The 14978-nt window shown below is 63.7% G+C and carries 11 protein-coding genes; 5 read left to right on the top strand and 6 right to left on the bottom strand.

Going from position 1 to position 14978, the window contains the following annotated elements:
• Window positions 1–521 precede the first annotated feature (521 nt).
• Window positions 522–1187 (bottom strand): response regulator transcription factor, encoded by a 666-nt coding sequence (locus LOY45_RS13830; RefSeq protein ID WP_115086714.1) that lies wholly within the window; start codon window positions 1185–1187, stop codon window positions 522–524.
• A 162-nt stretch (window positions 1188–1349) separates the two neighbouring features.
• On the opposite strand from LOY45_RS13830, the gene LOY45_RS13825 reads away from it, so the two are divergent.
• Window positions 1350–1976, top strand: a complete 627-nt coding sequence (locus tag LOY45_RS13825) for a response regulator transcription factor (RefSeq protein ID WP_115086713.1) — start codon at window positions 1350–1352, stop codon at window positions 1974–1976.
• Here the strand turns inward: LOY45_RS13825 and LOY45_RS13820 are convergent.
• Both LOY45_RS13820 and exaA read right to left on the bottom strand, forming a co-directional pair.
• Entirely contained in the window at window positions 1973–2611 is a 639-nt protein-coding gene (locus LOY45_RS13820; protein ID WP_115086712.1) for a pentapeptide repeat-containing protein, read from the bottom strand. The genes LOY45_RS13825 and LOY45_RS13820 overlap by 4 nt on opposite strands.
• 111 nt (window positions 2612–2722) lie before the next feature.
• Window positions 2723–4594 carry a quinoprotein ethanol dehydrogenase gene (gene exaA / locus LOY45_RS13815; protein ID WP_258577834.1) on the bottom strand — a complete coding sequence of 624 codons (1872 nt, stop codon included), beginning with the start codon at window positions 4592–4594 and terminating at the stop codon, window positions 2723–2725.
• Window positions 4595–4854: 260 nt separating this feature from the next.
• On the opposite strand from exaA, the gene pedF reads away from it, so the two are divergent.
• Window positions 4855–5292 (top strand): cytochrome c-550 PedF, encoded by a 438-nt coding sequence (gene pedF, locus LOY45_RS13810; RefSeq protein WP_010226528.1) that lies wholly within the window; start codon window positions 4855–4857, stop codon window positions 5290–5292.
• Window positions 5293–5376: 84 nt separating this feature from the next.
• Here the strand turns inward: pedF and LOY45_RS13805 are convergent, their stop codons facing one another.
• The gene (locus tag LOY45_RS13805; RefSeq protein ID WP_115086710.1) at window positions 5377–6528 is read right to left on the bottom strand and encodes an acyl-CoA dehydrogenase family protein; all 1152 of its coding nucleotides are present in this window, start codon (window positions 6526–6528) and stop codon (window positions 5377–5379) included.
• 16 nt (window positions 6529–6544) lie between these two features.
• The gene (locus LOY45_RS13800) at window positions 6545–7615 is read right to left on the bottom strand and encodes an enoyl-CoA hydratase/isomerase family protein (protein ID WP_258577833.1); all 1071 of its coding nucleotides are present in this window, start codon (window positions 7613–7615) and stop codon (window positions 6545–6547) included.
• Window positions 7616–7953: 338 nt separating this feature from the next.
• Between LOY45_RS13800 and LOY45_RS13795 the strand changes: the two genes are divergently transcribed.
• The 3 genes from LOY45_RS13795 to LOY45_RS13785 all read left to right on the top strand — a co-directional run bounded on the left by LOY45_RS13795 (window position 7954) and on the right by LOY45_RS13785 (window position 13874).
• Window positions 7954–9135 carry a porin gene (locus LOY45_RS13795; protein ID WP_115086708.1) on the top strand — a complete coding sequence of 394 codons (1182 nt, stop codon included), beginning with the start codon at window positions 7954–7956 and terminating at the stop codon, window positions 9133–9135.
• A 1066-nt stretch (window positions 9136–10201) separates the two neighbouring features.
• Entirely contained in the window at window positions 10202–11365 is a 1164-nt protein-coding gene (gene nosP / locus LOY45_RS13790; protein WP_115086707.1) for a nitric oxide-sensing protein NosP, read from the top strand.
• Window positions 11295–13874, top strand: coding sequence for a hybrid sensor histidine kinase/response regulator (locus LOY45_RS13785; protein ID WP_420832688.1), 2580 nt, complete (start codon window positions 11295–11297; stop codon window positions 13872–13874). Before nosP ends, LOY45_RS13785 begins: the two co-directional genes overlap by 71 nt.
• Here LOY45_RS13785 and LOY45_RS13780 read toward each other — a convergent pair.
• Window positions 13852–14859 (bottom strand): aldo/keto reductase, encoded by a 1008-nt coding sequence (locus LOY45_RS13780; protein ID WP_115086705.1) that lies wholly within the window; start codon window positions 14857–14859, stop codon window positions 13852–13854. The two genes, LOY45_RS13785 and LOY45_RS13780, sit on opposite strands and share 23 nt — an antisense overlap.
• Between the last annotated feature and the right edge of the window lie 119 nt (window positions 14860–14978).

The raw sequence follows: 14978 nt of genomic DNA, 5'->3' as shown, positions 1-14978 counted from the left end.
GTCTGGCCCGCGCTGTCGGCCCTATCGAGGTGTTCGACAGTTGGCCGGATTGACGTCATGTGTGTGCGTGCCACCAACAAGTGACCGATCGGAGGCGGCAGGCTGGCCCGAACGGGATTGGCTAAATCGCCAGAAGCTGAAGCGTTGGTAACGGTGGTAGGTGGCGTAGTTCATGTTCTGTTCCTCAATGTAATTCGGTAATTGCCGGGGCCTTGAAACGCAAAACCCCCGGTCGGGGGGCCGACCGGGGGTTGAGTATTCTCGTGTTCGGCGGCCCCTTGAAAGTGGGCGCCGGTGTGGGTATCAGCGGCGCCTGTGGCTAAACCAATACCCAAAATAAAACGCTGCCGGGGAGGCGGTCGCGCACTCGACAGCCGCCACAGGGCGCGACAGGCGACCGGTGCTGCATGCGTGAGTGAGGGGTGTGTGCGACATGTGACTCTCCAGTTGATGTTCCCGAGCTTACTTCAGGCGTTACCGTGGTTTCAATGGCTAATTTGCATGAATGCGATATGCCAGGGCTATCGCCGCAGGTAGGCGGTGAAGTCGATGTCGCCGGCACTGAGGATCGCCTGCACGCGGTTGTGCACATTGAGCTTGCGCAGAATCGCCGACACGTGAGCCTTGACCGTGGTTTCGGCGATGTCGAGGTTGTAGGCGATCTGCTTGTTCGATTCACCCTTGGTCATGCGTTCGAGCACCAGCAATTGCTTGCGGGTCAGGGCTTGCAGCAGTTCCGGGGCAAAGCCCTGGTGTTCGCCATGGCTGCGCCGGCTGCTACTTTTCTGGGTGCGGATGATGTCCGGTGGCAGGTAGACGTTGCCGTTGAGGATCTGCTCGATGGCCTCGGTCATCTGCGAGCGCGGCGAGGACTTGGTGATAAAGCCGACGGCGCCGTAAGTGATGGCCTGCAGTACCACCTGCTTGTCCTGTTCGGCCGAAACGATCACCACCGGGATGGTCGGCGCCTCGTTGCGCAGGTTGATCAGCCCGCCCAGGCCGTGCATGCCGGGCATGTTCAGGTCGAGCAGGATCAGGTCGAGGTCATCGTGATCGCCGGTGATCGCCAGGGCGCTGTCGAGGTCGGCGGTTTCCATCACCTCGCTGCCGGGAAAGCCGTCGCTGATGACATTGTGGATGGCCTCGCGAAACAACGGGTGGTCGTCGGCGATCAGGATCTTGTACATGGCTTTGCACCTTATTGTTGTGGTTGTGCTGCACCCCTGTATTACAGGCCAGGTGCAACGCTTTGGGAATGCGACCATCGACAAGCAAAACAGTACCAAAGTAGTAGTCGGGCGCCCAGATGGGCGATCTAGCATGGGGAAAACCCGCAGGAGCACGTTGAGATGGCCATTTTACTGGTCGATGATCACCCCATGCTGCGTCTGGGCCTGGCCGCTGCGCTGCAACAGGGCCTGGAGGGCATGGCGATCATTGAGGCGGCCAGCGGCGAAGAGGCCCTGCACAAGGTCGGCGAGCAGTTGCCGGGGCTGGTGATCATGGACTTCGACCTGCCCGGGATCAGCGGCCTGGAAACCACCCGGCGCCTGCGCCAGCGCCTGCCGCAACTGCGTGTGCTGTTTTTCAGCGAGCACACTGACCTGGGCCTGGTGCGCCAGGCCATGGAGGCGGGCGCCTGTGGCTTTCTGTCCAAGGCCGCGGGGCCTGCGGTGTTGCTGGAAGCCGTGCGCCGGGTGCTGTCCGGGCATGCCTACATCGAACAGGCATTGGCCACCGACCTGGCCTGCCAAGGGCGTCATACCCGTGTGCAAGGCCTGACCCCGCGCGAAACCGAAATCTTCCTGATGCTGGCCAAGGGTACGCCGACCCGGCTGATCGCCGAGCAGTTGTGCATCAGCGCCAAGACTGTGTCCAACTGCCTGACCCTGCTCAAGAGCAAACTGCAGGTCGCCTCCCAGGCCGAGATGGTGCACCTGGCGATCGAGGCGGGCCTGTTGCGCATTGCCGCTTAATCCCAGGTTTTCGGGCAACCCTGGCAGCCTTCCATGTTGCTGTCCTGAAAGTTGGCGTAGTGCTGACGGCTGCCGCGCAGGTCGGCCTGTTCCAGGTTGCTTTCGCCGAACTTGGCTTCCTGCAGGTTGGCGTCGGCAAGGTTGGCGCCCTTGAGGTCGGCCTTGCTCAACCAGGTCATTTCCAGGTCGGCGGCCTGCAATTTGCTGTTGTGCAGTTTGGCCCCGGAGAGGCGGGCGAACTCCAGGTAGGCGGCGCTCAAGTCGGCGTTCTCGAAGTTGGCGCCCTGGGCGAACATGCCCCAGGCTTGTACGGCAACCAGCTTGGCGTCACGCAGGTCGGCCAGGCGCAGGTTGCTTTGCTGCAGGCTGGCACGGGTGAGGTTGGCGCCTTGCAGCTGGGCCTTTTCCAGGTTGGCCAGGTCCAGGCGCGCATGACGCAAATTCGCCCCGCGCAAGTCGGCACCGGCCAGGTTCATCTTGCGCAGGTCCTGGTTGCTCAGGTCGGCGTTGCGCAGGTTGGCGTTGGGGCACTGACTCTCTTGGGCGATGGTGCAGCCGTTGATGGTCAATGAGGCGTCGTCATCGGCGAGGGCGGGGGTGCAGGCCAGGGTGAGCAGTAGCGGGAGGTATTTCATGGGGATCTCCTGGGGCTGGGCGATAGCAATCGCTGGCAAGCCAGCTCCCACAGGGTTTGGTATGCACCGATCCACTGTGGGAGCCGGCCTTGCCGGCGAGAGGGCGTCAAATCAGCGCTGGGCTGTCTTGGTGTCCCAGGCCGGGATCTTGAACACCCAGAACGAGCCACCCTGAGCCACCGGCTTGGTCAGCTCGGCCATGTCGCCACCCCACAGCGGTACCGCGCCGCCATAGCCGACCGTCACGCCGATGTACTGCTCACCGTCCTGTTCCCAGGTGATCGGCGGCGAGACGATGCCGCTGCCGGTCTGGAATTTCCACAGCTCTTCGCCCGTCTTGGCGTTGAAGGCCTTGAAGTAGCCGTCACCGGTGCCGGTGAACACCAGGTTGCCCTTGGTCGCCAGCACCCCGGCCCACAGCGGCAGGCGCTCCTTGTGCTCCCAGATCATCTTGCCGGTGGTCGGGTCCATGGCCCGCAGCGAGCCGACGTGATCCTCGTACATGCGCTTGATGCGAAAACCCATGCCCAGGTAGGCCGAACCTTTCTTGTAGTTGACCTCTTCGGTCCAGTATTCCTCTTTCCACTGGTTCGACGGCACGTAGAACAGGCCGGTGTCCTGGCTGTAGGCCATGGGGTTCCAGTTCTTGCCACCGAGGAACGGCGGCGACACTTCCACTGGCTTGCCCTTGGTCTGCCCTGGCTCGGGCTTGGCCGGGCGCTGGCCGGGGTTTTCTACCGGGCGGCCGGTCTTGAGGTCGATATGGCTGGCCCAGGTGATGTTGTCGGCGAACGGGAAGGCGTTCTTCAGCTTGCCGTCGGTGCGGTCGACGACGTAGAAGAAGCCGTTGCGGTCGGCATGGGCGGTGGCCTTGTACTGCTTGCCGTCCTTGTCCTTGTAGTCGAACAGCACCAACTCGTTGTTGCCGGAGAAGTCCCAGGCGTCATTGGGGGTGTGCTGGTAGAACCACTTGACCTCGCCGGTGCTCGGGTCGACACCGACCTGGCCGGAGGTGTAAAGGCTGTCGTAGTCGTGCGGGTTGCCGTCTTTGGACGTGCGCGCCCAGGTGTTCCAGGGGCCGGGGTTGCCGGCGCCGACGATGATGGTGTTGGTCTCGGCATCGAAACTTGCGCTTTGCCACGGGGCACCGCCGCCATGGCTCCAGGCCTCGACCTTGCCGGTCTCGGTGGTCGGGTCGTTGGGCCAGGATGGCGCCTTGACGTCGCCGGTGGGGGTACTGTCCTTGCCGTTCAGGCGGCCCATATGGCCTTCGACGAAGGGCCGCATCCATACCTCGTCACCGGTCTCCGGGTCGCGGGCATACAGCTGGCCGACCACGCCGAACTCATCGCCGGAGCTGCCGTGAATCAGCAGCACCTTGCCACTCTTCTGGTCCTTGATCAGGGTCGGGGCGCCGGTCATGGTGTAGCCGGCGCTGTGGTCGCCGAACTTCTTCTTCCACACCACCTTGCCGGTGTCCTTGTTCAGGGCAATGACCTGGGCATCGAGGGTGCCGAAGTAGATCTTGTCGCCATAGATGGCGGCGCCGCGGTTGACCACGTCGCAGCACGGGCGAATGTTGTCCGGCAGGCGATGGTTGTAGGTCCACAGGCGCTTGCCGGTCTTGGCGTCGAGGGCAAATACCCGCGAGTAGGAGCCGGTGACGTAGATCACCCCGTCATTGACGATGGCCTGGGACTCCTGGCCGCGCTGCTTCTCATCACCAAAGGAGTACGACCAGGCCGGGGTCAGCTTGAACACGTTCTGGTCGTTGACCTGGGCCAGCGGGCTCCAGCGCTGGGCATTGGTGCCCATGCCGTACTGCAGCACGTTGCCGGTGCTCTTGTGGTCGTCGGCGATGTCTTCCCAGCTCACCGGTTTTGCCAGGGCATGCGGGGCCAGGGCCAGGCTGCCGAGCAGGAGGACGGTGTGCACGGCGGCAGACAGCGGAGAAAGGGCGGCGGGTAACGATCTTATTGTCATGGTTGGAGTTCCCAATGAAGGTTTTGGCCTGCATAGCCTGGAACGCCAAGGGTGGGATCGATACGGAAAATCTCCCGGCTTTCACGGGAGAATTTCCCAAGCCGGACATGATTTGGCACTGCCCCACAAGCGCTACTACCAAGGGAGGAGGCTGCGACCACCAAAGCAGCATGGGGCCCTTGCCAGGGCCTTCCTAAGATGCCGGCACAACCTTTCAGCCGAGAGGTTCTTGCGTGCAAACAGCAGTCGAGGGCAGAACAATGAAAACAGCAAAACACGCCTGGTTGAGCCTGATCGTCGGTGTCGGCCTGATGAGCAGCGCCGGGGCTTTCGCCCATGGCAACGTCACGCCGACCGCGGTCAACACCGGCAACCTGGAAAAGCTCGGTGATCAGTGGCGCGCAGAAAACCCTTACCGCAACAGCAAGGACCACGACGAGGCGGTGTCGATCGGCGCTTCGGCCTACAACCAGAACTGCGCCGCCTGCCACGGCCTGGAGGCCAAGTCCGGTGGCATCGCGCCGGACCTGCGCCTGCTCGATGAAGGCGCCGCCGGTGATGAGTGGTTCGTTGAGCGGGTGCGCAATGGCGCGGTACGCGATGGCCGGGTGTACATGCCGAAGATGGCCGACTACCTCAGCCAGGAGGCGTTATGGGCAGTGCGCAGCTACCTCGACAGCGTGCACGTCGAGGAGTGACTGTAGGAGCGGGCTTGTCCCGCGATGCGATATCACGGTTGAATCGCTATCGCGGGGCAAGCCCGCTCCTACAGTAGGCCGTGTTTACAAAGTGTAGTGCTTCAACTCCCGGGCAATCAGCATGCGCTGGATCTCGCTGGAGCCTTCGTAGATCTGGGTAATGCGCGCATCCCGGTAGTAGCGCTCGACCGGGTAGTCCTCCAGATACCCATAACCGCCATGCACCTGAATCGCCTTGGAGCACACCCGTTCGGCCATTTCCGAGGCGAACAGCTTGGCCTGTGAGGCTTCACTCAGGCATGGCTTGCCGGCGCTGCGCAGGCGCGCGGCGTGGAGGATCAACAGCCGCGCGGCGTTGATCTGCACCTGCATGTCGGCCAGCAGGTTGGCGATGCTCTGGTGCTCGTTGATCGGCTTGCCGAACTGGATGCGGTCACGCGAATACACCAGCGCCGCCTCGAACGCCGCGCGGGCAATGCCCAGGGCCTGGGCGGCGATGCCGATACGCCCGCCTTCGAGGTTGGACAGGGCAATGGCCAGGCCCTTGCCGCGTTCGCCGAGCATGTTGGCGGCGGGGATGCGGCAATTGTTCAGGGTCACCGCGCAGGTGTCGGAGGCGCGGATGCCCATCTTGTGTTCGCTGCGATCGACCACGAAGCCTTCGTTATCGGTGGGCACCAGAAAGGCCGAGATGCCTTTTTTGCCCAGCTCCGGGTCGGTGACGGCGAAGACGATGGCCAGCCCGGCACGCCGGGCATTGCTGACGAACTGCTTGGCGCCGTTGATCACCCAGTGCTCGCCCTGCAGCTCGGCGCGGGTGCGCAGGTTGTGGGCTTCGGAGCCGGCCTGCGGCTCGGTCAGGCAGAAGCAGCCAATCACTTGCCCGCTGGCCAGGCGTTCGAGCCAGGTCTGTTGCTGCTCGGCGTTGCCATAGGCGAGCAGGGGGCCGCAGCCCACCGAATTGTGGATGCTCATCAGCGCGCCGGTGGCGCCATCGCCGGCGGCGATCTCCTCGACCGCCAGGGCATAGGCGACATAGTCGGTGTAGCTGCCGCCCCATTGCTCGGGCACGACCATGCCGAGCAGGCCCAGCTCGCCCATCTTCTGCACCACGCCGTCATCGATCCAGCCGGCCTTTTCCCAGGCCTGGGCATGGGGGGCGATTTCGCCGCGGGCGAAATCCCGGGCCATGTCGCGGATCATGATCTGTTCTTCAGTCAGTTCCAGGTCTTGCATCTGCGTACTCCAGGCCTCAGAGGCCTTCGAAGAATTGATCCACGCGCTGGCGGCTGAGGCCGGCGAGGGTGGCGGGGTTCCAGCGTGGCTGCTTGTCCTTGTCGATGATCAGCGCACGCACGCCTTCGATCAGGTCGCCATGCTCGAACCACTGGCGGTCCAGATGCAGCTCCATGGCAAAGCAGTCTTCCAGGCTCAGGTGGCGGCCACGGCGGAGCATCTCCAGGGTCACGGCCACAGCCAGCGGCGAGCGGCTGTCCAGCAGGTCGGCGGTTTTCACCGCCCAGTCGTGGCTGTCGGCCACGGTGACTGCCCGCAACTGCTCCACGATACTGCCAACATCGGGCAGGGCGAAGAAGTGATCGATGGCCGGACGCAGCTTGGCCAGCGGCGCGTCTTCGAGCACCTGGGTGCCGAGTTTGGCCAGCGCCCCTTGCAGGTCCTTGAGCGGGTGTTCACCAAAGCTCAGGGTGTTCAGGCGTTCATCGAGGCTGGCGAGCTTGCTGCTGTCCAGGTACCAGTCGGCCAGGCCGCAGTACAGCGCATCGGCCGCCTGCACCTGCACGCCGCTGACCCCCAGGTAGGTGCCCAGCTCGCCGGGAATGCGCGAGAGAAAATAGCTGCCGCCCACATCAGGGAAGTAGCCGATGGCGGTTTCCGGCATGGCCAGGCGGCTGCGCTCGGTGACCACCCGCAGGTCGGCGCCCTGGGCCAGGCCCATGCCGCCGCCGAGGGTGAAGCCGTCCATCAGGGCGAGGATCGGCTTGGGGTAATGGTGGATGCACAGGTCGAGGGCGTATTCCTCGACGAAGAAATCCCGGTGCAGGCTGTCGCCGGCCTTGTAGCTGTCGTACAGCGAACGGATGTCGCCACCGGCGCAGAAGCCTTTCGGGCCTTCGCCACGCAGCACCACGGCGTGCACCTGGGTATCGGCGGCCCAGGCGTCCAGTTGGCGCTGCAGGCTGCGGACCATGTCCAGGGTCAGGGCGTTGAGGCCGGCGGGGCGGTTGAGGGTCAAGTGACCGATATGATTGCGAACCTCGGCCAGTACATGGGCTTCGGTTGGCGCTTGAGCGTGCGCGGTCATCGCTGTCTCCCTGCTTTGTTATTGATTTTCCACGTGTTTTAACACGGTCTGGATAGGCGCTAGAGGATCGAAGGATCGTATCAGTGCAAATTTGCCCAATACAATCCGTAAATCTGCAGGCTGAATCTGCATTTTTGCATGGGTAGGCGCGCCTAACGCACCGGGTCTTGCCACTTTAGCCTTGTGCCACCGGCGAACAAGGTATTAGTTCCGCCTGCGGGGAGCCAGGCCCGCGGCGCCAAAGCAGCACTCTGTACGTTCCAAGGCAGCGTATGGCTGCCTGGCGCGCATTTCGATAATCCCCTCCGACATTCGTCCCCCCGTTTGCGGAGAGCGCCATGCACAACAATAAAAACGCCAATCGCCGTTTCCTGCCTTTGCTGACCAGCCTCGTGGCCCTGGGCCTGAGCCCCTTGGCCGATGCCGAAATCATGCTCTACGACAAGGAGCAGACGACCTTTTCCACCGACGGCTACATCAACGCCTTCTACGTCAACAGCGACGTCGATCGGGCAGGGGAGCAGTACGATCGTCGCCAGTCGCGGGTGAAGATGGGCTTTCTGCCCAACTACCTGGGCTTCAACATGACCCGCCAGGTGGATGACCTCAAGCTCGGTGGCCGCGCCTCGTTCTGGGTGACCATCAACGACAGCGAAACCAACGGCACCGACACCGCCATCGACGTGCGGCAGTTCTACGGCACCGTCGCCAACCCGGAGTGGGGCGAGGTGCTGATCGGCAAAGACTTCGGCCTGTTCGCCCGCTCCAACATCCTCCTCGACGAGCTGCTGGCAGGCTATGGCCAGGTCAGTGACACCCTGGGCCTGGTGGATGGCGGCGGCGTGTCGTTCGGCAATATCGGCAGTGGCTACCCGTACCCGTTCCCGACCTCGCAGATCACCTACCGCACACCGCTAATGGAAGGCCTGCGCATCGCCGTGGGGATCATGGACCCGGTCGACACCAACGACGACAGCGCGGTGGGCAAGGCCTATCAGGAAAACCCGCGCACCGAGAGCGAGATCACCTACCAGTTCGACCTGGGCGGGGCGCAGGTCTACAGCTGGCTCAACGGCACCTACCAGACTTCGGACAATACCGACAGCAGTGTCGACTCGGTCACCTCCAAAGGTCTCGGCTATGGCGTGCAGGCAAAGATGGGCGGGTTCTCGCTGACCGGTTCGGGTTTTACCGCCAAGGGCATCAACCCGTTCTTCACCAACAATGCCGGCGAGGCGACCTTGCGCGAAGTGGACAGCAAGGGTTACCTGCTGCAGGGCTCGTACAAGGTCGGCAAGAACCGCCTGGCGCTGTCGTATGGCAAGACCAAGGATGACGGCAATGGCGCGGTGAACACCGGCGCCGACTACGAAACCCGTGGTATTGCGTTGTTTCATGACATCAACGACAACCTCAAGCTGGTGGCCGAGTACAACCAGTTCGAGATCGACGGGCATGAGGGCGATGCGCAGAATGAAGACACCGATACCTTTGCCGTGGGGGCAGTGCTGACCTGGTAAACACCAGACCTGAGCGCACAGCCAATCCTGTGGGAGCCGGACTTGCCGGCGATCGAGCGCGCAGCGGTCGTAATCCAGGCGCCGCATGATGTGCTGGCTGTACTGGCCTCATCGCTGGCAAGCCAGCTCCCACAGGTCTTGCACTGCCCCTGGGACCACAGCCAATCCTGTGGGAGCCGGACTTGCCGGCGATCGAGCGCGCAGCGGTCGTAATCCAGGCGACGCATGATGGGTTGGCTGTACTGGCCCCATCGCTGGCAAGCCAGCTCCCACAGGTCTTGCACTGCCCCTGGGACCACAGCCAATCCTGTGGGAGCCGGACTTGCCGGCGATCGAGCGCGCAGCGGTCGTAATCCAGGCGACGCATGATGTGTTGGCTGTACTGGCCTCATCGCTGGCAAGCCAGCTCCCACAGGTTTTGCACTGCCCCTGGGAGCACAGCCAATCCTGTGGGAGCCGGACTTGCCGGCGATCGAGCGCGCAGCGGTCGTAATCCAGGCGACGCATGATGGGTTGGCTGTACTGGCCTCATCGCTGGCAAGCCAGCTCCCACAGGTCTTGCACTGCCCCTGGGAGCACAGCCAATCCTGTGGGAGCCGGACTTGCCGGCGATCGAGCGCGCAGCGGTCGCAATCCAGGCGCCGCATGATGTGTTGGTTGTACTGGCCCCATCGCTGGCAAGCCAGCTCCCACAGGTCTTGCACCGCCCCTGGGAGCACTGCCAATCCTGTGGGAGCCGGACTTGCCGGCGATCGAGCGCGCAGCGGTCGTAATCCAGGCGCCGCATGATGTGCTGGCTGTACTGGCCTCATCGCTGGCAAGCCAGCTCCCACAGGTCTTGCACTGCCCCTGGGACCACAGCCAATCCTGTGGGAGCCGGACTTGCCGGCGATCGAGCGCGCAGCGGTCGTAATCCAGGCGACGCGTTATGTGCATGGCAAGCCAGCTCCCACAGGTTCCGTTCTACAACCAATGCCACCCACACCCAGTACCCAAGTAGCATTCGGCCCGCTCCCGAGCCTCCATAAACTGCCTGCATCCATCAATGCCCACCCAGGAGGCAGCCATGCAGCAGTTTCAAGCCGAGGGGGTGATCAGTGCCGTGTCGCGGGCCAGCGCCGCCGAGCTCGCCGCCCAGGAGCTGGCCAGCCAGCTGCTGCACCCGCACCTGGGCTTTGTGCTGTTCTTCTGCTCCGCCGAGTACGACCTGCCAGCCCTGGCCCAGGCCCTGCAACAGAGCTTCGGGGGCATCCGCCTGGCCGGTTGCACCAGTGCCGGTGAACTGACCCCCGACGGCTATGGCCGGGGCTGCATTACCGCCCTGGGTTTCGATCACCGGCAGTTTTCCATCGCCGCCGAACTGATCGACGCCATGCCGCAGTTCAGCCTAATCCAGGCCCAAGCCACGGTCGAGCGGCTGGTGGGCGAGTGCCGCAGCAACACCCTGGCGCCGATCAAGGGCCACAGCTTTGCCCTGACCCTGCTCGATGGCCTGTCGAGTCGCGAAGAAACCGTGCTGGCAGCGCTCAGCGCGGCGCTGGGCGACATCCCGCATTTTGGCGGCTCGGCGGGTGATGACAACTACCTCAACCACACCCACGTTTACTTCGACGGCGCCTTCCGCACGGGCGCCGCCGTGGTGCTGCTGGTCAATACCTGGCTGGAGTTCGAGGTGTTCACCACCCATCACATCGAGCCGCGCAGCGAAAAACTGGTGGTCACCCGCGCCGACCGCAACCTGCGCCGGGTCTACGAACTCAATGCCGAGCCGGCGGCGCTGGAATACGCACAACTGATCAATGTGCCGGTCAGCCAGATCAACCACCGCACCTTTGCCGCCCACCCGCTGGCGGTGCGCATCAACGAACGTTATTACGTGCGCGCCATCCAGCAGGTGCACGAGGACCTGAGCCTGAGTTTTTACTGCGCAGTAGAGAATGGCATCGTCCTTACCGCCATGCGCCCAGGGCCCTTGCTGCCCAATCTGGAAAACCTGTTCGAAGGGCTGCAACAGCGCCTTGGCCCCTTGCTGCTGACCATCGGTTGCGACTGTTTCCTGCGCCGCCTGGAACTGGAGGGCAGCGACAGCCTGGCCGAGGTCGGCAGCTTCCTGCGCCAACAGCGGGTGCTGGGTTTCAACTCCTACGGAGAACAGTTCAATGGCATGCACATCAACCAGACCTTCACCGGCGTTGCCATCGGACGGCCCCGTGGCCAGCTTGAACAGTGACCAGCGGCTGGCCGAGCTGCAAAGGGCCAACCACAAGCTGCTACGGATCAACGCCGCACTGATCGAACGCCTGGAGTCCGGCGCGGCGCGGCCGGACGACTCCTATGCGGCGTTCCAGCACTCGGTGGTGCTGGCCGAGCAGGTGCGTGAGCGTACCGATGCGCTGAACCAGACCCTGGTCGAGCTCAAGGCCAGCAACCACCTGCTCAGCGATGCCCGCTTGCGTGCGGAAACCGCTCACCAGCACCTGGTCGATGCCATCGAGAGTATCTCCGACGCGTTCGTACTGTTCGATCCGGACTTGCGCATCGTGCTGTTCAACAGCCGCTTCAAAGCGTTCTGGGCCAACAGTCGCATCCGCATCATCAGCGGCATGCGCCTGGCCGAGGTCAAGCGCCTGATGCACAGCAGCGGCCTGTTCCGCGAAGAGCAGCGCGGTGCCAGCGACGAGCACCTGCTGTATCGCCTGCAAGGTGGACGCTGGCTGCAGGTCAGCGAACGGCCGACCCAGGACGGCGGGCGGGTGATGCTGTTCACCGATATCACCGAGGTCAAGCACAGCGAAACCCGCCGCCGCGAGCAGGCGGTGGCGCAGAAGTCCTACTTGCTGCAACGGGCGGTCGACAACCTGTCCCAAGGCGTGGCCATGGTCAATGCCGATGGCGTGCTGGAGTTGTGGAACCGGCGCTTTCTCGAACTCAGCGGCCTGGCGCCGATCGCCGCGCACCGCAGTTTTACCGAGGTGATCGCCGACAGCGAACTGGCGCTGCTGACCCCGGCCAGCCGCGACGGCAACGGCCGCTGCGTGCATGAGCTGGAACAACGTCTGTTCGATGGCCGCATGTTGGAGATTCGCACCCACCCGCTGCCTACCGGCGGCTTCGTCAATACCTTCACCGACATCACCGAACGCTACCAGCACGCCGAGGCCCTGAGCGAAAGCGAACGCTGGATCCGACTGATCACCGACCATGTACCGGCACTGATCGCCTACCTCAATGCCGAACTGGTCTACGAGTTCACCAACAAAGTCTACGAGCAGTGGTACTGCTGGCCGCCGGGGGTGATGCTCGGGCAAAAACTGCGCGAGGTGCACAGCCCCGAGCACTACCAGCGCCTGGAGGGCTACATCGAGCGGGCGCTGGCCGGCGAGAGCGTGACCTTCGAGTGCGCCGAAACTCACGTCAACGGCCAGCAGCGCTACATGCTGCGCTCCTACGTGCCCAACCGCCTGGCCAGTGGCGAGGTGGTGGGGATCTTCGTGCTGATCCGCGACATCACCGAACGCCGGCGCACTGCGGAGGCTCTGCACCAGGCCTACCAGAACCTCGAAGTGCGGGTGCGCGAACGCACCGCCGAACTGAGCCAGGCCAAGCAGGAGGCCGAGCAGGCCAACCTGTCGAAGACCAAGTTCCTCGCTGCCGTCAGCCATGACCTGTTGCAACCCTTGAATGCGGCGCGGCTGTTCACCAGTGCCTTGCTCGAACAGAGCAGCGCCAACCCGGCGCTGGTGCGCAACGTCAGCAACTCGCTGGATGACGTCGAGAACCTGCTCGGCACCCTGGTGGACATCTCCAAGCTCGATGCCGGGGTGATCAAGGCAGACCTGGCCAGCTTCGCCGTCAGCGACCTGCTCGACAATCTTGCCGCCGAATATGCCCATGCCGCCGCCAGTGAGGGCTTGCGGATGGCGTACGTGCCGTGCGGCCTGAGCGTGCACAGCGATATCCAGCTGTTGGCGCGGATCCTGCGCAACCTGCTCAGCAATGCCATACGCTACACCCCTGGTGGCCGCGTGTTGCTCGGCTGCCGGCGACGTGGCAAGGCACTGTGGATCGAAGTCTGGGACACCGGCATCGGCATCGCCGAAGACCGCCGCGAGGAAGTCTTCCAGGAGTTCAAGCGCGGTGACGTCCAGCGTCCGGATCAGGATCGCGGCCTGGGGCTCGGGCTGGCCATCGTCGACAAGATCGCCGGGATCCTCGGCCATCGCCTGCAGTTGCGTTCAGTGCCCGGCAAGGGCTCGATGTTTGCCATTGAAGTGCCGCGCAGCCGGCAAGCGCCGAAGCGGGTGGCGGAGCCTGACCTGAGCGAGCCGCTGCGCGAACGCCTGGAAGGCGCACGTATCTGGGTGCTGGATAACGATGCGGCGATCTGCACAGGTATGCGTACGCTGCTTGAGCAGTGGGGCTGCGAAGTGGTGACGGCCCTGAGCGAGCAGGACCTGGCGCGACAGGTGGCAACCGACAGCGCCGAGGCCGACCTGCTGATTGCCGATTATCATCTGGACAACGGCCGCAATGGCGTCGACGCAGTGGCGGCGATCAACGCCCAACGGCGTACACCGCTAGCGGCGCTGATGATCACCGCCAACTATAGCAACGAGCTCAAGCAGCAGGTGCGCGAACTGGGCCACACCCTGATGCACAAGCCGGTGCGGCCGATGAGGCTCAAGGCCGCGATCAGCCACCTGCTGGGGACCGAACTCAGCGTGGCAAGCGCCCGCTGACGAAGTGCGCGCTGTCGTTGTAGCCGTGAGTCGAGGCGTGGCCGGGGGTGACCAGCGAATCGATGAAGGCTTCGTCTTCAGCGCTGATTTTCACCTCAAGGGCGCCGCTGTAGGTGTCCCACTGGGCCTCGGTGCGCGGGCCGACAATCGCCGAGCTGATCAGCGTGTTATTGAGTACCCAGGCAATCGCGAACTCGACCATGCCAACGCCCTTGGCCTGGGTATAGGCGTGGATCTTCTGGGCGATTTCCAGGGATTCAGGGCGCCATTCGGTTTCCAGGATGCGCTTGTCCTGGCGCCCGGCGCGGCTGTTGGCGTCGGGGCTGGCATTGGGCGCGTACTTGCCGCTGAGCACGCCCCGGGCCAGTGGGCTGAACGGCACGATACCCAGGCCGTGGTAGGCGGCGGCAGTGAACTGCTCGGGTTCAGCCTGGCGGTTGACGATGTTGTACAGCGGCTGGCTGACCACCGGCTTGGCCACGCCCAGGCGCTCGGCCAGGTTGCAGATCTCGGCGATGCGCCAGCCACGGAAGTTGGACACCCCCCAGTGGCGGATCTTGCCCTGGCGCAGCAGGTCGCCAATGGCGCTGACGGTGACCTCAAGCGGGGTGTTGTGGTCTTCGCGGTGCAGGTAGTAGATGTCCAGGTAGTCGCTACCCAGGCGGGTCAGGCTGGCTTCGATGGCGTTGAAAATATGCTTGCGGCTCAGGCCGCTGCGGTTGGGCAGGCCCTCGGCAGGGCCGAAACCGACCTTGGAGGCGAGGATCCAGTCCTGGCGGTTGCGGGCGATGGCCTCGCCGACGATTTCTTCGCTGCGCCCGGCGTTGTACACGTCGGCAGTGTCGATGAAATTGATGCCCTGATCCCAGGCCTTGTCGATGATGCGCAGCGAGTCTTCGGTGCTGGTCTGCTCGCCGAACATCATGCTGCCCAGGGTCAGTGCAGACACCTGCAGGCCGCTTTGGCCCAGAGGACGGTAGATCATGATCGAAAGTCCCTTCGCGGTTGGAATTCGATCTGTTTTACACAGTTCCACCTCCGATTTAAAGCATCGCGGGGCAAGCCCGCTCCCACCTATTGCAGGAGCGGGCTTGCCCCGCGATG

Origin of the sequence: Pseudomonas wadenswilerensis (genome assembly GCF_024749185.1) — a bacterium.
Lineage (GTDB): Bacteria > Pseudomonadota > Gammaproteobacteria > Pseudomonadales > Pseudomonadaceae > Aquipseudomonas > Aquipseudomonas wadenswilerensis.
This window is presented reverse-complemented; position numbering and strand designations above follow the sequence as displayed.